The organism is Paenibacillus harenae (assembly GCF_030812415.1).
Lineage (GTDB): Bacteria > Bacillota > Bacilli > Paenibacillales > Paenibacillaceae > Pristimantibacillus > Pristimantibacillus harenae_A.
The window spans coordinates 1-18,009 of the sequence record NZ_JAUSST010000005.1 but is presented as its reverse complement, the minus strand read 5'-3'; the positions used below and the strand labels follow the sequence as shown (position 1 = coordinate 18,009).

The 18,009-nt window shown below is 48.8% G+C and carries 15 protein-coding genes and 1 rRNA gene; 9 read left to right on the top strand and 7 right to left on the bottom strand.

The window, feature by feature from the left end; genetic code table 11:
* Window position 1 precedes the first annotated feature (1 nt).
* From mnmG to rpmH, 6 genes are all read right to left on the bottom strand, one after another.
* Window positions 2-1,891 carry a tRNA uridine-5-carboxymethylaminomethyl(34) synthesis enzyme MnmG gene (gene mnmG / locus J2T14_RS18155; RefSeq protein WP_307472984.1) on the bottom strand — a complete coding sequence of 630 codons (1,890 nt, stop codon included), beginning with the start codon at window positions 1,889-1,891 and terminating at the stop codon, window positions 2-4.
* Between the two features lie 9 nt (window positions 1,892-1,900).
* On the bottom strand, window positions 1,901-3,280 hold the full coding sequence (mnmE, locus tag J2T14_RS18150; RefSeq protein WP_307472982.1) for a tRNA uridine-5-carboxymethylaminomethyl(34) synthesis GTPase MnmE: 1,380 nt from the start codon (window positions 3,278-3,280) through the stop codon (window positions 1,901-1,903).
* A gap of 99 nt (window positions 3,281-3,379) precedes the next feature.
* Window positions 3,380-4,000, bottom strand: a complete 621-nt coding sequence (jag, locus tag J2T14_RS18145) for an RNA-binding cell elongation regulator Jag/EloR (protein WP_307204196.1) — start codon at window positions 3,998-4,000, stop codon at window positions 3,380-3,382.
* Window positions 3,997-4,791, bottom strand: coding sequence for a YidC/Oxa1 family membrane protein insertase (locus J2T14_RS18140; protein WP_307204194.1), 795 nt, complete (start codon window positions 4,789-4,791; stop codon window positions 3,997-3,999). Before J2T14_RS18140 ends, jag begins: the two co-directional genes overlap by 4 nt.
* A 336-nt stretch (window positions 4,792-5,127) precedes the next feature.
* Entirely contained in the window at window positions 5,128-5,505 is a 378-nt protein-coding gene (rnpA, locus tag J2T14_RS18135) for a ribonuclease P protein component (protein ID WP_307472980.1), read from the bottom strand.
* 186 nt (window positions 5,506-5,691) lie between these two features.
* Window positions 5,692-5,826 carry a 50S ribosomal protein L34 gene (rpmH, locus tag J2T14_RS18130; RefSeq protein WP_307204190.1) on the bottom strand — a complete coding sequence of 45 codons (135 nt, stop codon included), beginning with the start codon at window positions 5,824-5,826 and terminating at the stop codon, window positions 5,692-5,694.
* Between the two features lie 567 nt (window positions 5,827-6,393).
* Here rpmH and dnaA point away from each other — a divergent pair.
* From dnaA to gyrB, 6 genes are all read left to right on the top strand, one after another.
* Window positions 6,394-7,746, top strand: a complete 1,353-nt coding sequence (gene dnaA, locus J2T14_RS18125) for a chromosomal replication initiator protein DnaA (protein WP_307204188.1) — start codon at window positions 6,394-6,396, stop codon at window positions 7,744-7,746.
* A 218-nt stretch (window positions 7,747-7,964) separates the two neighbouring features.
* Window positions 7,965-9,107, top strand: coding sequence for a DNA polymerase III subunit beta (gene dnaN, locus J2T14_RS18120; RefSeq protein WP_307472978.1), 1,143 nt, complete (start codon window positions 7,965-7,967; stop codon window positions 9,105-9,107).
* A 38-nt stretch (window positions 9,108-9,145) separates the two neighbouring features.
* Window positions 9,146-9,361 (top strand): S4 domain-containing protein YaaA, encoded by a 216-nt coding sequence (yaaA, locus tag J2T14_RS18115; RefSeq protein ID WP_307204184.1) that lies wholly within the window; start codon window positions 9,146-9,148, stop codon window positions 9,359-9,361.
* 27 nt (window positions 9,362-9,388) lie between these two features.
* Window positions 9,389-10,498: a DNA replication/repair protein RecF gene (recF, locus tag J2T14_RS18110; protein ID WP_307472976.1), complete on the top strand. Its 1,110-nt coding sequence runs from the start codon at window positions 9,389-9,391 to the stop codon at window positions 10,496-10,498.
* Window positions 10,499-10,525: 27 nt separating this feature from the next.
* Complete coding sequence (gene remB / locus J2T14_RS18105) at window positions 10,526-10,777, top strand: extracellular matrix regulator RemB (RefSeq protein WP_056637846.1); 252 nt, start codon at window positions 10,526-10,528, stop codon at window positions 10,775-10,777.
* Window positions 10,778-10,817: 40 nt separating this feature from the next.
* Complete coding sequence (gyrB, locus tag J2T14_RS18100; protein WP_307204179.1) at window positions 10,818-12,728, top strand: DNA topoisomerase (ATP-hydrolyzing) subunit B; 1,911 nt, start codon at window positions 10,818-10,820, stop codon at window positions 12,726-12,728.
* Between the two features lie 79 nt (window positions 12,729-12,807).
* On the opposite strand, the gene J2T14_RS18095 is transcribed toward gyrB, so the two are convergent.
* Window positions 12,808-13,575, bottom strand: coding sequence for a YheC/YheD family protein (locus tag J2T14_RS18095; RefSeq protein ID WP_307204177.1), 768 nt, complete (start codon window positions 13,573-13,575; stop codon window positions 12,808-12,810).
* A 385-nt stretch (window positions 13,576-13,960) separates the two neighbouring features.
* On the opposite strand from J2T14_RS18095, the gene gyrA reads away from it, so the two are divergent.
* From gyrA to J2T14_RS18080, 3 genes are all read left to right on the top strand, one after another.
* Window positions 13,961-16,441: a DNA gyrase subunit A gene (gene gyrA / locus J2T14_RS18090; protein ID WP_307204175.1), complete on the top strand. Its 2,481-nt coding sequence runs from the start codon at window positions 13,961-13,963 to the stop codon at window positions 16,439-16,441.
* A gap of 49 nt (window positions 16,442-16,490) precedes the next feature.
* The gene (locus J2T14_RS18085; protein WP_307472973.1) at window positions 16,491-17,564 is read left to right on the top strand and encodes an HD-GYP domain-containing protein; all 1,074 of its coding nucleotides are present in this window, start codon (window positions 16,491-16,493) and stop codon (window positions 17,562-17,564) included.
* A gap of 367 nt (window positions 17,565-17,931) precedes the next feature.
* Window positions 17,932-18,009, top strand: a 16S ribosomal RNA gene (locus tag J2T14_RS18080); the annotation flags it as partial.

The following is an 18,009-nucleotide window of genomic DNA, read 5'->3' as shown; positions in this document are numbered from 1 at the left end:
ACTATCCTCTCGCCGCTGTTACACGGTTATAATGCTCTAGATATACAAGCAAGATGGAAATATCCGCCGGCGTCACGCCAGCGATCCGCGATGCTTGCCCAATAGACAATGGGCGAATGACAGCAAGCTTCTGCTTCGCCTCGGAGGCAAGCCCATGAACTTCGCTATATTCGATATCGTCCGGAATGCGCTTCTTCTCCATCTTATTAAGACGCTCTACTTGAAGCAGCTGCTTCTCAATATAACCGGCATATTTAATTTGAATCTCGACTTGTTCCTTCATCTCGTCCGTCAATCCTAATTCCGGGGAAGGAACAACCGTTTCTACCATCGCATACGTAATTTCAGGACGCCTTAAGAGCGACAACGCATCCGCACCGTTCGTCATTGGCGCCGAACCGGCGGCCGTCAGCATATCGTTCACATCATCCGGCTTCACCTTCGTCGTCTTCAACCGTTCAATCTCGATCTCAACCAATTCTTTTTTACGAAGGAACTTGGCGTAACGCTCTTCCGATATAAGCCCGATCTCATAACCAATCGGCGTAAGACGCAGATCGGCATTATCGTGACGGAGCAGAAGACGATATTCGGCACGAGACGTCAGCAATCGATAAGGATCATTCGTTCCCTTCGTGACAAGATCATCGATCATAACGCCGATATAACCTTGCGAACGGTCAATAACAACCGGCTCTTTGCCTTGCACCTTGCGTGCCGCATTGATCCCTGCAATAATGCCTTGTCCGGCTGCTTCCTCGTAGCCAGACGTTCCGTTGATTTGTCCAGCTGTGAATAACCCGTCAACGACCTTTGTCTCCAGGGACGGCCATAGCTGCGTTGGCACAACCGCATCGTATTCGATCGCATAACCGTTACGCATCATCTCAACATTTTCTAATCCTGGAATTGATCGTAAAATACCGAGCTGTACATCCTCAGGCATACTTGTGGATAACCCTTGCACATAGTATTCGGATGTATGCTTGCCTTCCGGCTCAAGGAAAATCTGATGTTTCGGTTTGTCGGCAAACCGGACAATTTTATCTTCAATGGATGGGCAATAACGCGGTCCTGTCCCCTCTATCGCACCCGAGAACATCGGGGCACGGTGCAAGTTATCGTTGATAATCTTGTGCGTCGCTTCGGACGTGTACGTAAGCCAGCAAGGCAATTGCTCGTTATCCGACGACTCCGTCTCATGGGAGAAAAACTTCGGCGATTCGTCGCCTGGTTGGATCTCCGTCTTCGAGAAATCAATCGTATCCTTATGAACGCGCGGCGGCGTACCTGTCTTGAAGCGGACAAGCTCGAAGCCATGCTCCTTCAGGCTCGCAGACAGCCTTACCGAAGGCTGCTGATTGTTCGGGCCGCTTTCATACATAAGCTCGCCCATAATGATTTTGCCGCGCAGATACGTGCCTGTCGTTACAATAACGGCGCGTGCACGATACTCTGCGCCTGTCTTCGTAACAATACCGACGATCTTGCCGTCTTCGACGATAAGCTCCTCAGCCATCCCTTGTCTGAGCGTCAAATTATCGGTCTCTTCGATCGTCTTCTTCATCGTATGCTGGTACGAAAATTTGTCCGCTTGTGCACGAAGCGCGTGTACAGCCGGCCCTTTGCCCGTATTCAGCATCCGCATTTGGATAAACGTTTTATCGATATTGCGTCCCATCTCGCCGCCTAATGCGTCAATCTCACGGACGACATGCCCTTTGGCAGGTCCGCCAATAGACGGATTGCATGGCATAAACGCCACCATATCCAAGTTGATCGTTAATAGCAGCGTATTGCTACCCATCCGTGCCGAGGCAAGCGCCGCCTCGCAGCCCGCATGCCCCGCTCCAATAACGATAACGTCAAATTCACCAGCTGCATAACCCATTATTCATCCCTACTTCCCTAAACAGAACTGTGAAAAGATTTGATCGATTAACGAATCGCCCACCTCATCGCCAAGAATTTCGCCAAGCGACTCCCAGGCCGAACGAACATCGATTTGTATAACATCTATCGGAATTCCCATATTCGACGCTTCGATGGCATCGACAAGCGATTGATTCGCACGCTTCAGCAAAGAAATATGCCGAACATTGCTAACATATGTCAGATCATTCGATTCAAGCTGGCCTTCGAAGAACATATCGCTTATAGCCTGCTCCAATCTGTCGAGACCACGTTCCTCGAGCATCGACATTCGTACGATCGAGTTGGCCGGAACGAACTGCTCCACCACCTCAATTTCTAATTGATGCGGCAAGTCAGTCTTATTCAGGATAACAATGACAGAACGACCAGCTAATTGCTCCAACAATTCACGATCGCCCGGCTGCAAGGGCTCATTATAATTAAGAACGAGCAAGATCAGCTCCGCTTCCGCCAGCGCAGAACGCGAGCGCTCGACGCCGATCTTCTCCACGACATCCTCCGTATCTCGAATGCCAGCCGTATCGAGCAGTCGAAGAGGTATGCCGTTCAATGTCACGAATTGTTCGATGACATCTCGAGTCGTGCCTGGAATGTCGGTCACGATCGCCTTGTTCTCTTGCGTCAGCACGTTCATAAGCGAAGACTTCCCGACATTCGGTCGTCCGACGATAGCCGTTAAAATGCCTTCTCGCAATATTTTGCCTTCGTTTGCCGTTTTTAACAACTTTCCGATCGCCTCGATCGCTGAGCCGCACTGCTCCCGGATATAAGCGCTCGTTAAATCCTCAACGTCATGCTCGGGGTAATCGATATTGACTTCAATATGCGCGAGAAGCTCAATCACGGTCTGCCTTAGCGCCTTAATCTGCTTCGACAACGCACCTTCGGCCTGCTTCCTCGCTACCGAGAAAGCACGGTCCGACTTCGAGCGGATCAGATCGATTACCGCTTCCGCCTGCATCAGATCGATGCGTCCATTCAGGAACGCCCGCTTCGTGAACTCGCCCGGCTCGGCCGTCCGGAAACCCTCTTGCTGCAGCACAACGTCAAGCACCTGCTTTACCGCCACAACACCGCCATGGGCATTGATCTCCACAACATCCTCCGCCGTAAAGGAACGAGGTCCTCGCATAACGGTCACGAGCACCTCTTCCACCTGCTCGCCCGTAGTCGGATCAATAATATGACCATAGTTCACGGTATGCGACTGCGCTTCGTTCAAACTTGTTTTGGACTGAAAAATGCGTGCCGTTCCGCTTATCGCATCCGGCCCGCTTATTCGTATTATCGCAATGCCGCCCTCTCCGACTGCCGTCGAGATAGCCGCAATCGTATCATGTATCACTGCTCAGTCAGCACCTCTCAAATGGAAAAACAGCAATGACCATAAAGAGCCATTGCTGCATACCGTATCGCTTATCTATTTGTTGCCTGCACTCCTTAATTACCTAAGCGAAATAACGACTCTCCGATTCGGCTCGTCGCCCTTGCTATAGGTCTTCACCCGTGGATGGTTCTGCAATTGCGAATGAATGACTTTGCGTTCATGCGGCGACATCGGCTCAAGGACAACTTCCTTCTTGGTCCGAATGACTCTGCCCGCAAGGCGCTCCGACAATTCCTCCAGCGTCTTGCGCCGGCGCTCGCGAAAATCCTCTGCATCAAGGACGATCCGAAGATGACTATCCGAATAACGATTAGCCACAATATTAACCAAGTACTGTAACGCATCCAACGTTTGTCCGCGACGCCCAATCAGCATACCAAGGTCTCCGCTGCCCGCAACGGCCAGCCTCGTACCTTCTCTCGTTTGCTTGCGATCGATGCTCACTTGCAGCCCCATCGTTCCGGCAACCTCCAAAAGAAACTTCTCAGCTTCTTCCGTCGCATCCGGAATCCATTCAAGCTCAACTTTCGCTTCCTTTGCGCCAAACAATCCGAACAACCCTTTGGTGGGCTGTTCAAGCACAACCTTCTTCACGCGGTCTTCAGTCACTTGCAATTGTGTCAAACCATTACGCACAGCATCGTCTATCGTCTTTCCTGATGCAACGATTTTCTTCATTTCGCGAGGGCCCCCTTACCCTTGTCAGATGAACGTACGTACAGGAAGTAGTTTTGAACGATTGTATAGATATTGCTATATACCCAGTACAGCGGAAGCGCCGACGGGAAGTTGATCGCCATAACGAAGATTAATACAGGGAAGATCGTAAGCATCATGCCCATGCCCGGCATCGTCTGCGTTTGTTGCTTCTGCATCATCTTCGACTGAACGAATGTCGTTGCTGCAGCGAGCAATGGAAGCAGATAATACGTCCATCCGCCTTCGTTTGCGCTAGTGCCCAACTGGAACCACAAAAACTTATCCTCGCCAATAGCACTATTGTAATAAATGGAATTGTACAAGGCGATGAACACCGGCATTTGAACGATTAAGGGCAAGCAGCCCGCCATCGGATTGACCTGGTGGGTCTGGAACAGCTTCATCGTCTCTTCTTGTTGCTTTTGCGGGTTGTCCTTATACTTCTTCTTGATCTCGGCCATCTGCGGCTGGATCGCCTGCATCGCCTTCGAACTGCGATATTGCTTAAGCGTCAGCGGCAAAATTAATGTACGCACGATGATCGTGAGAAGCAGAATGGCAAATCCGTAATGACCGCCAAACCATTCGGCGAACTGATCAAGCGTCAGTGCAAAGTAATATACAACGTTTCTTTCCCAGAAGTTTCCTTCAAGAAGGTCTTCCGTTACCATCTTATTGTCCGCGGGAGCTCCGCAGCCTGCAAGCACGCCCATTACCAGGACGAGCCCCAGCACTAGAAGCCATTTGCGTTTTGAATTCCGAAACAACATGAAAACTCCTCTCTAAGAGCCATTGCCCAAGCGTAAACGGCTTAAGCCAGGCGGCTAAGCAGCGTTTCGCGGTGAAATATAGGCATAGTATAACGAATGATTTTTATACTTTCCTATATTTTGAAGCAAAATTTTGAATACAAGAACAAATAGTCAACTCCCCTTATACTGATTTTCTCGCAAAAGGGTTTCAACTATATGCTTATATTTTGTTATGCGCTGAGCCAATGCCGAATAAAGGACGACGACAGCTATTTTTGGCTTGGCTTGTCAATCTTGACTATACCATAATTTATGGGACAAAGAAACAAGCAGCATCCTGGTGCATGCGCTTTCTTAAAGCCCTCGATTCCGCTTATCGGGCGGCATGCCTACGCTCTTCAGAAGTCCAGCTTTCTTAAGTACATGAAGCACCGATTTCTCCATTTCCTTCATCTTCATGGCTGTCGCCGGTTTTCGGACAATAAGAATAAGATCCGTCTTCGGCGCTATCCGGTCGGCCTGATGACGCACGATCTCCTTCACCATTCGCCGCATCCGGTTGCGCATGACCGCATTTCCGATTTTTTTGCTCGCCGAAACACCGAGGCGGAATGGATCCGCGTCCGGTTGCTTAGACCAATATACGACAAATTGTCCGTTGGCGAAAGATTTGCCGCCTCTATAGATCCGGCTGAAATCTCCGCGGTTACGCAAACGCAACTTTCTATGCACGACTTATGGCCACCGTTCTTTCCTTCATCTAATAAGTATAGCCAAAGACGAAACGACTCAGTCCTCCTAATAGAGGGCTAAGGGTTTCGTGATAAATATAGGGTTCGTATAAGAGAAAACCTTATCCTCTCCTATATTTCAAGCGTAAAAACAAAAAAAAGAAGACCACCGGACGTGGTCTTCTGCTTATGCGCTCAGTACTTTTCTTCCTCTTTGACGACGCGCTGCCAAAACTTTACGTCCGTTTTTCGAGCTCATACGTTTGCGGAAGCCGTGCACTTTGCTGCGTTTGCTTACATTCGGTTTAAATGTAGGTCTCATCGTTCTGCACCTCCTATATTACATATATCCATGTGTCGGTTATAACTGCTTCTCTGTATCAAAAAACACCTTTTTAATTAAACCATGCCAGCGGTCAAAAGTCAATGTGCCTCCCCGTTGCAAAATACAGGAATAACCCCGATCCATTTTTTATTGTGGATAAGCGTATGAATTGAGACACATTCTAAAAAATTAATAACATGTGCACAGTTTTTTGCGGATGGTTACGAACTTTGTCGAAATCTTAACAAGATATAAACAATATGTAGTGTTGTAGATAACTTCTATGCACAAGCAGTTGAGAATGTGGATAAAATCAGCGAACTCGTTGAAATATAAGGGATCTTTTGCTATGATAATTATGTTTTTGATGTGGATTACATCGTAGAAGCCTCATATTTATCAACAACCTGTGGATAACATTGTGAACAAAATCATCCCCTATTTATAACTCAGTTTCTTCATCTACGTCATAATGTGGATGCTTTCGTTATAAATCCCTGATTTTCGACAACGTTTCGCTTAACCGTGCCTACCCAAGGCTAGTTGAATAAGGAGTGACAGTCTGTGGACAGCCATACCTATGATTTATGGCAGCAAGTGTTGTCAATCATCCAGACCAAATTAAGCAAACCGAGCTTTGACACCTGGTTCAAAGCGACGAAGGCTTCTTTTGTCGATGATTCCATGCTTGAAGTAACCGCCCCGACAACCTTTGCTGTCGAATGGCTGGAGAATCGTTATACCAAGCTCATAAGAATGACACTGTTTGAATTTTTGGGCAGGCAGGTGGACGTTCGATTCGCAATAGAGGAGCAGCGAAGCGCAGAACCGATCATTTCGTTTCCGCCGAAGGCCGTACACGCGCCGGCTGCGCAAGAAGAAACGCATAGCCATATGCTTAACCCAAAATATACGTTTGATACATTTGTAATCGGAGCCAACAACCGCTTCGCCCATGCGGCATCGCTCGCCGTCGCCGAAGCGCCGGCCAAGGCCTACAATCCGTTGTTCCTATACGGTGGCGTCGGCCTTGGCAAGACGCACTTAATGCATGCGATCGGCCACTACATCATGGACCATAACCCGAATACGAAAGTACTCTATATATCTTCCGAGAAGTTCACGAACGAGTTCATTAACGCCATTCGTGACAACCGGGGCGAGAGCTTCCGTACGAAGTACCGCAATATCGACGTACTGCTCGTCGACGATATTCAATTTCTTGCGGGCAAGGAGCAGACGCAAGAGGAGTTCTTCCATACCTTCAACGCGCTGCATGAGGAAAGAAAGCAGATCGTCATCTCAAGTGACCGTCCGCCTAAGGAAATTCCGACCTTGGAGGAGAGGCTGCGTTCACGGTTCGAATGGGGACTTATTACGGACATTCAGCCGCCGGATTTGGAAACCCGAATCGCCATTCTTCGCAAGAAGGCGAAAGCCGAAAATCTCGATATCCCGAACGAAGCCATGGTCTATATCGCTAACCAGATCGATACGAATATCCGGGAACTTGAAGGGGCGCTTATCCGCGTAGTCGCCTATTCGTCCTTAATCAACGCCGACATAACGTCTCATCTGGCAGCCGAGGCCCTTAAGGATATTATCCCGTCGAGCCGGCCGCGAATGATAACGATTCAGGACATCCAGCAGAAGGTCGGAGAGTTTTATGGACTGCGCCTGGAGGAATTCAAGGCCCGTAAGCGGACGAAAGCCATCGCCTATCCGCGCCAAATTGCGATGTACCTGTCCCGTGAGCTCACCGACTACTCCTTGCCGAAGATTGGCGAAGCATTCGGCGGACGCGATCATACGACGGTCATCCATGCGCATGAGAAAATTACGCAGCAGCTTAAGGTAGATCAGGACCTGACGAAGATCATTCAGAATTTAGCCGAAAAGATCAAAAATCATATGTGAACAACCAAGCAAGCCTATGCACACGCTATGCACATGTGGATAGGCTTGCTTTATCGGGTTTCCGCAGGGTTATCCACATATTCAGTGCCCCTACTACTACGTCTACTAAAAATCTTTAATAAACATCATCAAATATAGACGGCTAACGCCGCCTTTTGAAAACAGGTCAAACGCATTTTTCGCAACGCTCAATCTATATGAACGCTAGGAGTGTAACCATGAAATTAACGATCTCAAAAAATGAATTGAACGACGCTATCCAACAGGTTGCCAAAGCAGCGTCTTCGCGCCCGACTATTCCGATTCTCGGCGGTATCAAGATTGAAGTTACGCATCAAGGCGTAACGCTGACAGCAAGCGACACCGATATTTCCATCCAAAGCTTCATACCTGTTGAAAGAGATCAATTCGTTATTGCACATGTGGATAAACCGGGCAACGTCGTGCTGCCTGCCAAATTTTTTGTGGAAATCGTTAAGAAGCTTCCTTCGGACCAAGTCAGTATCGAGGTTAGCGCTCATTACCAAACGATCATCCGTTCGGGCGCTACCGAAATTCAAATGGTCGGACTTGATCCGGAAGAATTCCCGGTACTGCCTTCTATCGAACAAAACGAAGTGTTCCAAATGCCGGGCGATCTGTTAAAAGCGATGATTCGCCAATCCGTGCTTGCGGCATCGACAAGCGAGCAAACGCCGATTTTGACGGGCGTATTATGGAATTTGCTTGAGGGCGAGCTTAAGTTCGTCGCAACCGACCGCCATCGTCTCGCAAGCCGTACAGCAAAAGTCGATACCAATCCGGAATACCGATTCAGCAATATCGTTATTTCTGCCAAAACGCTTATTGAGCTGTCGAAGCTGGTTCCCGAGCAGAATACGCTCGTCGATATCGTTGTCGCCGACAATCAAGTGCTGTTCAAGATTGGCAACGTGCTGTTCTATTCGCGTATATTGGACGGGACATATCCCGACACTTCTAAAATTATTCCGCATGTATTCAAAACAGAACTCGTTCTGGATACAAAAAATGTGATGGACGCGATTGACCGAGCCTACTTGATGTCCCGGGAAGAAAAAACGAACATCGTTCGTTTGATGACCCTTGAGGATGGCAGCATCGAAATATCGTCCAGCTCAACCGAGCTCGGCCGCGTAACGGAGCAGCTTGAGGCGAAGCAATTCAATGGCGAGCCGCTGCGGATCGCATTCAACTCCAAATATATGCTTGATGTTCTGAAAGTTATCGACAGCGAGCAATTGTTCATCGGCTTCACGGGCGCGATGAGCCCGATCATTATTCGTCCGCTTGACCATGAGTACAGCATGTACGTGATTTTGCCGTATCGTACGACCGGCTAGAAGAGAAACCATTTCGAAGAAGGGAATGAGACATTAGGGTGAAGGAAATCTCCATTCAGACCGAATATATCGCGCTTGGACAGTTTCTGAAGCTGGCGGATTGTATATCCACAGGTGGACAAGCGAAGTTTTTCCTGCAGGAAACGGCCGTTCACATTAATGGCGAAGCCGACAATAGACGCGGCAGGAAACTTTATGCCGGCGATCGCGTAGAAGTGGAAGGATGCGGCGTCTTCACGGTTGTTAGAAGCTAATGCATCAACGGACCGGGAGGGCGAAGCGTGTTTCTAACGAGCATACAACTGCAAAATTATCGCAATTACGGTCAGCTTGACCTGCAAACGCCGAATAAAGTAAATATATTTCTCGGGCCTAACGCCCAAGGCAAGACGAATTTGCTGGAAGCGATATTCGTATTGGCGCTGTCCAAATCGCATCGCACGTCGAAGGACAAGGAGCTGATCGGCTGGGAAGCCGATTCCGCTCGCCTAAGCTGCGAGGTGGACAAGCGCTACGGCTCGGTGAAGCTCGATCTCGCTTTCTCGCAGCAGGGAAAGAAAGCAAGGATCAACGGGCTGGAGCAGCGCAAGCTAAGCGACTTCATCGGTTCGGTGAATGTCGTTATGTTCGCGCCTGAAGATCTTGAAATTGTAAAAGGTACGCCGGGGGTACGAAGACGGTTTCTGGACATGGAAATCGGACAAGTGCAGCCCGGTTATTTGCATACGCTTCAGCAATACGGCAAAGTGCTTCAGCAGCGCAATAACTACTTGAAGACGGCAGGCCCTGGCAGCGTTAATCAGACGATGCTTGATGTATGGAATATGCAGCTTGCGGAGCATGGTGTTAAAATAATGAAAAAAAGGAAACACTTTATACATAAATTGCAAGTGTTCGCCGAGCAAATCCATTCAGGCATTACAGGCGGCGCAGAGCAGCTCACGATCGAATATTGCCCCTCCTTCGATACCGACGCGCTGCAAGATGAATCTGTTTTATTTGATCAATTTATGATAAAGTTAACACAGGTGAAAGATCAGGAGATTCGCAGAGGCGTGACTTTGGCGGGGCCGCATCGCGACGATTTGACGTTTTTCATTAACGGCAAGGAAGCGCAAACCTATGGCTCGCAAGGACAGCAGCGAACGACGGCCTTATCTTTAAAATTGGCAGAGATCGAGCTCATTAACGAGGAGATCGGTGAATATCCGCTATTGCTTCTGGATGACGTCTTATCCGAGCTCGACCAAAATCGGCAGACGCAGCTCATCGAAACGTTTCAGAGTAAAGTGCAAACGTTTATAACGACGACCGGACTTGAAAGCGTGAATGTATCCAAGCTTCAAGATGCCGGCATCTACCATGTGCAAGAGGGCCGAGTGACGAGATAAGGCGCTATTAGAGGAGAGGTGGACGTTATGTATATCCATTTGGGCGGCGAGAAAATTATCCGGGCTGCGGAACTGGTAGCCATTTTTGATATTTCGATCGAGCAATCCTCCAAGTTGTCCAAGCAATTCGTTGCGGGAGCACGCAAACGGAAGGATGTCGAAACGATTGGCGAGGAAGATCCGAAGTCAATCGTCGTGACGAAGCAGAAAATTTATTATTCGCCTATATCATCCTCTACGTTGAAGAAACGAGCACATCATTTTGCGGCGAACGGGTAAGGCGATCAGGAAGAGCAGTTGAGAGGAGCAGTGAATTTGCATGTCTTTGGAACAACATACGTATGACGAGAGTCAGATACAGGTCCTGGAGGGCTTAGAGGCAGTACGCAAACGTCCGGGGATGTATATTGGCTCTACAAGCAGCAAAGGTCTTCATCATCTTGTCTGGGAAGTTGTCGATAATAGTATCGATGAGGCGCTTGCAGGCTACTGTGACAGAATCGAAGTTATCGTTCACGAGAATAATAGCATCACCGTTATAGATAACGGCCGCGGTATTCCCGTCGGGGAGAACGCAAAGCTGAAGAAATCGACGCTCGAAGTTGTTATGACTGTATTGCATGCGGGCGGCAAGTTTGGCGGCGAAGGCTATAAAGTATCCGGCGGCTTGCACGGCGTAGGCGTATCGGTCGTAAATGCATTATCAGAGCTCGTAGTCGTTCAAGTTAAACTTCACGGCAATGTGTATCAGCAGGAGTACCGCAAGGGAGCTCCGCAATATGACGTCAAGATCGTCGGGGAGACGGAAGAGACGGGTACGAAGGTGACGTTCACACCGGATCCGGAGATCTTCACGGAGACGACCGTCTATGATTACGAGATACTGCAGTCGCGTATTCGCGAGCTGGCTTTCTTGAACAAAGGCATTCAAATCGTATTGACCGACGAGCGTACGGGCGTATCCAATACGTTCAAGAATGACGGCGGCATTATCGAGTTTGTTGAATATTTGAACCGCAACCGCGAGGTGCTTCACGAGAAACCGATTTACGTGGAGGGCTCGAAGGATTATATACAGGTTGAAGTGGCACTGCAGTACAACGACAGCTACGCTGAAAATATTTATTCGTTCGCCAATAACATCAACACGCATGAGGGCGGCACGCATGAATCCGGCTTTAAGAGCGCTTTGACTCGTATTATTAACGATTACGCGCGAAAGACGAACTTGATCAAGGACAATGACTCGAACTTCTCGGGCGATGACGTACGGGAAGGCCTGACTGCGATTATTTCGGTAAAAATTCCGGAGCCGCAATTCGAAGGACAGACAAAGACGAAGCTTGGCAACAGTGAAGTTCGCGGTATCGTTGAGTCTTTCTTCGCCGAGAAGCTGCAAGAGTTCCTTGAAGAGAACCCCTCCGTGTCGCGCAAGATTGTCGAGAAAGGGCTGCAAGCAGCGCGTGCGCGTGAAGCAGCGCGCAAAGCCCGTGAGCTTACTCGTCGTAAGAGCGCACTCGAGGTTGGCTCCCTGCCGGGCAAGCTAGCCGACTGTTCATCCAAGGACGCTTCGATCAGCGAACTGTACATCGTCGAAGGCGACTCCGCCGGCGGATCCGCTAAGCAAGGCCGAGATCGCCACTTCCAGGCTATCCTGCCGCTGCGCGGCAAGATCCTGAACGTGGAGAAGGCGCGTCTCGATCGGATTCTCGGCAATGCCGAGATTCGGGCTATTATTACGGCGCTCGGTACGGGGATTAGCGATGACTTCGATTTGACGAAAGCTCGTTATCACAAAATCATTATTATGACCGACGCCGATGTCGACGGCGCACATATTCGTACGCTGATGCTGACGTTCTTCTATCGCTATATGCGTGAGATTATCGAGGCCGGCTATATCTACATCGCGCAGCCGCCGCTGTTCAAGGTTGAGCGGAATAAAGTCATTCGTTACGCGCAAACCGAGAAGGAACGCGATCAAATCATCGCCGAATTCGGTGAAGGCGTAAAGGTTAACGTCCAGCGTTATAAAGGTTTGGGAGAGATGAACGCTACCCAGCTTTGGGAGACGACGATGGATCCCGAGAGCCGTACGATGCTTCAGGTAACGATCGACGACGCGATGGAAGCGGATATTGTTTTCGATACCCTGATGGGCGATAATGTAGAACCGCGCCGCGACTTCATCCAGAAATATGCAAAATACGTGAAGAACTTAGACTTCTAGCATTTCTGGTATTCCGGATTTGACTGGCAGGCATTTAGAATAAGCAGCCATCCGCGAGGAGGCTGCTTATTTCTTTTATTTAGCGTTTATAGCGACCATAGGCAATTGCATAGCGGTACATTTTATGAAACACGTTCTGGTCGGAGAGCTTGCGGAAGATTTGAAGATCGGGCCTCGTATTGACCTCCAGAATCCAAGGATGGAGCTTATGGTCTATGGCGATATCGACGCCGATTTCCTTCAAATTCGGGTAGGCGGCGGCTAACTGGCTGGCTATCGTAATGCTTAGCTTCTGAAGTCTATTTTTGTAGATGGCTAATTCATGCGAGCTGGCATGGTCGGACATTAGCGTATCGATAGGGAGCGGAGTCCCTCCGCTATGATAATTGGTAACGATTTTGGCTGGATGGGCGAGACGTCCGATAATGCCCGTCGCTTCCCACTCGCCGTGTAAGTTTTTTTGAACCATGACACGAATATCGAAGCGTCGTTTTTGGTGACGGAGCAGATGAATGCCCTTTTGCACAATGTATTTACGGTTCTTCTTCTGGCGCAGCAGCATGTTGTAGAGATCACCGAAACTTGCGTAGTAATGGATGTCCGTGCCTTGCTGGTACTTATAGCTGCGGTTCGAGGCAATCGTCCGTTCGACGCGAATGACGCCTTTGCCGAACGTGCCGTTAATCGGCTTTACATAGATCATGCCGTATTCGTTAAGCATTTGGAAGACGGTTTCGCGGCTGAACAGCTTCGTAAGCGGGATATATTGGCGCAAGTAGTCGGATTTGAGCAAGACGAGCGTTTTGGCCCATTTGCTGTTAACGCGCTGAATGGTCAACGTCCGCATCTCCTTTCACAGAATCGGTTATTTTGTTACAAGATGATATCGATGATCTCCACGCGATGGAGAGGAAGTTGGACGATTGTAAATTCGCTTCTCCGTTTCCAATGAGGCAGGAGACAGACTTTGGAATGAGTGGTATAATGAAGTTTGGGTCTGTTTATTTTATGGCGGTTTTTAGCATCTGGAGAGCGGCAATTCACCTATTTTCCGAATAAATAGAATGGAATTTTCGTGCTCGCTAAGAGGACGGATTCAATCCATGGCATTAGCCTGCTAGGTATTAGCCCTCTATTTGCGCCAATAGGGTTTAGCAGCCCTCTATTTGTGAAAGTAATATAATGGTTATGTTGATTAGGACTAGCTATAGATGACGTCAGGGAGGTAAATCATGGCGGAAGAACAACGATTATCAGTCAAGGATCGGGATATCGGTACGGAGATGCGGGATTCATTCATGGATTATGCGATGAGCATCATCGTTAGCCGTGCGCTTCCCGATGTAAGGGACGGATTGAAGCCGGTGCATCGCCGTATTTTGTACGCGATGTCGGAACTTGGCATGTCCCCGGATAAGCCGCATAAGAAATCGGCCAGAATCGTAGGCGAAGTTATCGGCAAGTATCATCCACACGGCGATTCTGCCGTATATGAGTCGATGGTAAGGATGGCACAAGATTTCTCCATGCGTTATATGCTCGTTGACGGACACGGCAACTTCGGTTCGATTGACGGCGATTTTGCGGCAGCGATGCGTTATACCGAGGCAAGACTGTCTAAGATTGCGATGGAGCTGCTGCGTGACATTAACAAAGAAACGATTGATTTCGCGCCTAACTATGACGGTGAAGAGAAAGAGCCTGTCGTATTGCCTGCTCGTTACCCTAACCTTCTCGTTAACGGCGTTACCGGTATTGCTGTTGGCATGGCTACGAACATCCCGCCTCATAACTTGAATGAGGTCATCGATGGCGTGCAAGCATTGATTCGCAATCCGGATATTACGCCAGTCGAGTTGATGGAATATATTAAGGGCCCGGACTTCCCGACAGCAGGATTCGTGATGGGCTACCAAGGCATTCGCCAGGCTTATCTGACGGGCCGCGGCTCGGTAACGATGCGCGCTCGGGCTACGATTGAAGAAAATGGCAACAAGGCACGCATTATCGTGCATGAGCTTCCGTATCAAGTCATTAAAGCGCGACTTGTAGAGAAGATCGCCGAGCTTGTCCGCGAGAAGAAGATCGAGGGCATTACCGATCTTCGCGACGAGTCAGATCGTAACGGCATGCGTGTAGTAATCGAATTGCGCCGCGATGTTAATCCAAGCGTCGTACTGAACAATCTATACAAGCAGACGCAATTGCAGACGAACTTCGGTATCAATATGCTGGCGCTCGTTAATGGAGAACCGCGCACCCTTAATATACGCGAAATGCTCTATCACTACCTCCAGCATCAGATCGAGGTCATTCGTCGTCGTACGGAATTCGAACTGAAGAAGGCTGAGGCACGCGCACATATTTTGGAAGGATTGCGCATTGCGCTGGACCATCTTGACGAAGTTATTGCCTTGATCCGCAGCTCGCGCACGACTGACGAAGCTCGCGAAGGATTGATCTCGCGCTTCGCTCTTAGCTTAGAGCAAGCACAAGCAATTCTGGACATGCGTTTGCAGCGTCTGACAGGCTTGGAACGCGAGAAGATCGAAGCGGAATACGCGGAGCTGCTGCGCAAGATTGCAGAGTTCAAAGCGATTCTTGCCGATGAACAGCTCGTACTTGACATTATTAGCACGGAGCTTGCAGAGGTGAAGGAACGATTCGGCGATGAGCGCCGCACCGAGATTACGGCAAGCGATGATGAAATATTGGACGAGGACCTAATTCCTCGCGAGGATGTCATTATCTCGATTACCCATACAGGCTATATTAAACGTCTGCCTGTAACGACTTATCGCAGTCAGAAGCGCGGCGGCAAGGGCGTAGTCGGCATGGATACGAAGGAACATGACTTCGTTGAGCATCTGTTCGTCTCGAACACGCATCATTACTTGCTGTTCTTCACGAACAAAGGAAAGGTTTATAAGCTTAAGGCTTATGAAATTCCGGATCTCAGCCGTACTGCTCGCGGAACGCCGATTATTAACTTGATACAGATCGAACAAGGCGAGACGGTTAACGCCGTTATCCCTGTTCAAGATTTCGATCCGGATCGTTATCTGTTCTTCGCCACTAGACAGGGTGTCGTTAAGAAAACGCCGCTCGACGATTACATTAACATCCGCCGCGTTGGCTTGATCGCGATCTCGCTTCGCGAGGATGATGATTTGATCGGCGTGAAGCTGACTGACGGCAATCAGGAGATCATCATGGGTACAGCCCAAGGGATGTCCATTCGCTTCTCCGAGCAGGATGTCCGTTCGATGGGACGTTCCGCAACGGGCGTGAAAGGGATTCAGATCGATGATGACGATACCGTTATCGATATGGACGTAATCGTTCCAGAGAAGGATATACTGATCGTAACCTCGAAAGGTTATGGCAAGCGTACGCCTGTTGGCGATTATCGGAGTCAGAACCGTGGCGGCAAAGGCATCAAGACGCTTAACGTAACCGATAAGAACGGACCGATCGTATCGCTCAAAGTCGTTGAGAACGATGAGGATCTTATGATTATGACAGCTCTTGGAACGCTGATCCGTACGAGCATGGAAGGCATCTCGACGATGGGCCGTAATACGCAGGGCGTCAAGCTTATTAATACGCGCGATGACGATACGGTGGCAACCGTAACGCGTGTCGCTCGCAGCGAAGAGAGTGATGCGCTTGAAGAAGGCGAAGACGAGATCGGCGAGACACCAGTAGAATAAATGGTTATAACATGCAAATGCAGTATAAGCATTGGGGAGGGGACAATGGATGGCAGCGGTAAATGTATCCCAGTTAAAGCTGGGAGATAAAATCGGAGAAGATGTCCTCACCCCGCTAGGCGGAGTTTTGTTCCAGAAGGGCAAAATCATTACGCCGAAGGAACTTGAGATTTTGCAGGCATTTCTCGTAACGTCGGTTGCTGTAGATAACGGAACGGTCACGTCGAAGGCGAAAGAGGAAGTGCAAGAAGAGCCTCGAGCGGAGCGAACGGAACAGGCAGAGTCTTCTCCCCTTCAGAATGAGTATGAGAAGCTGCTGACGTTATTGAGAAAAGTGTTTGAATCGTATGTAACGGGTGAAGGCTTACCCATCATGGATATACGGTCTCAGCTCGAGAAGCTTCTGCTGCATGTTCAAAGCTACAAAATATTAACCTTCATGCCTCGTCAATTCAACGAGCGTGATTATTTGCTTCATAATAGCATTACGTCGGCTATGACTTCATACCTGATTGCGCAGTGGACGGGTTTCCCGCAGAAGGATTGGATGCAGATCGCACTTGGGGGCTTGCTTCACGATATTGGCAACATTCGTATCGATAAGGAGATCTTGACCAAGCCTAACCCGCTAACGGGCGAAGAAAAGGAAGAGATGAAGCGCCATACGGTACTAGGCTATCAGTTGCTCAAAAACGTCGCAGCACTTAATGAAGGCGCTAAGCTGGCCGCTTTACAGCATCATGAGAAGGTGGACGGGTCGGGATATCCCCTAGGCATTGATTCGACTAAAATTCATCCCTATGCCAAAATAGTCAGTATAGCGGACATCTTCCATGCAATGACGCTTAACAAAGCCTACCGAAAGGCAGCATCACCTTACCTCGTGTTGGAGCAAATCCAGGAGGATGCATTCGGCAAGCTTGACCCGGCTTATGTGACGGTCTTTGTGAATAAGGTGACGCAATTTCATAATGGCACAGTCGTGAAGCTTAGCGATGGGCGGATCGGCGAAATTGTATTCTCGGATGCCAAGCATCCGACGAGACCGTGGGTGTCGATTGGCGGCGTCATTGTTAACCTGACTGTCGAACGGCAGCTTCATATTAAGGAAGTACTGAAATAAAGAATCAAAATAAAGAATCAAAACATACGGGCCTTGCTGCTGCTAATGGATGTTGGATGTTTACATCTCATTAACTGCAGTGTTAGGCTCGTTTTTATTTGTTACGTTAGATGAATAAAATAAAGGGTAATGAACAAAAATGTATAGGTAGATATTCGTTTGCAATAAAAAACGAATTTAATTCAAAAAAGTACTTGCAATGCTATAGGCGTCTGTGATATATTATCTAAGTCGCCGCTGAAACATACGGCCGACACGAAAGACAAATGATTGTTCTTTGAAAACTGAACAACGAGCGAAACTGCCAGTTATGAAGCTTCGGCTTCATTACTAAAGCAATAAAATGTTTTTGAGCAAGTCAAACACCATTATGGAGAGTTTGATCCTGGCTCAGGACGAACGCTGGCGGCGTGCCTAATACATGCAAGTCGAGCGGAGTTATTCC

Bases quoted from the DNA above. Each gene is read 5' to 3' on its own strand.
- mnmG (WP_307472984.1), bottom strand. From the start codon at position 1,891: ATGGGTTATGCAGCTGGTGAATTTGACGTTATCGTTATTGGAGCGGGG.
- jag (WP_307204196.1), bottom strand. From the start codon at position 4,000: ATGAAGAAAATCGTTGCATCAGGAAAGACGATAGACGATGCTGTGCGT.
- J2T14_RS18140 (WP_307204194.1), bottom strand. From the start codon at position 4,791: ATGTTGTTTCGGAATTCAAAACGCAAATGGCTTCTAGTGCTGGGGCTC.
- rpmH (WP_307204190.1), bottom strand. From the start codon at position 5,826: ATGAGACCTACATTTAAACCGAATGTAAGCAAACGCAGCAAAGTGCAC.
- dnaN (WP_307472978.1), top strand. From the start codon at position 7,965: ATGAAATTAACGATCTCAAAAAATGAATTGAACGACGCTATCCAACAG.
- remB (WP_056637846.1), top strand. From the start codon at position 10,526: ATGTATATCCATTTGGGCGGCGAGAAAATTATCCGGGCTGCGGAACTG.
- gyrB (WP_307204179.1), top strand. From the start codon at position 10,818: ATGTCTTTGGAACAACATACGTATGACGAGAGTCAGATACAGGTCCTG.
- J2T14_RS18095 (WP_307204177.1), bottom strand. From the start codon at position 13,575: ATGCGGACGTTGACCATTCAGCGCGTTAACAGCAAATGGGCCAAAACG.
- gyrA (WP_307204175.1), top strand. From the start codon at position 13,961: ATGGCGGAAGAACAACGATTATCAGTCAAGGATCGGGATATCGGTACG.
- J2T14_RS18085 (WP_307472973.1), top strand. From the start codon at position 16,491: ATGGCAGCGGTAAATGTATCCCAGTTAAAGCTGGGAGATAAAATCGGA.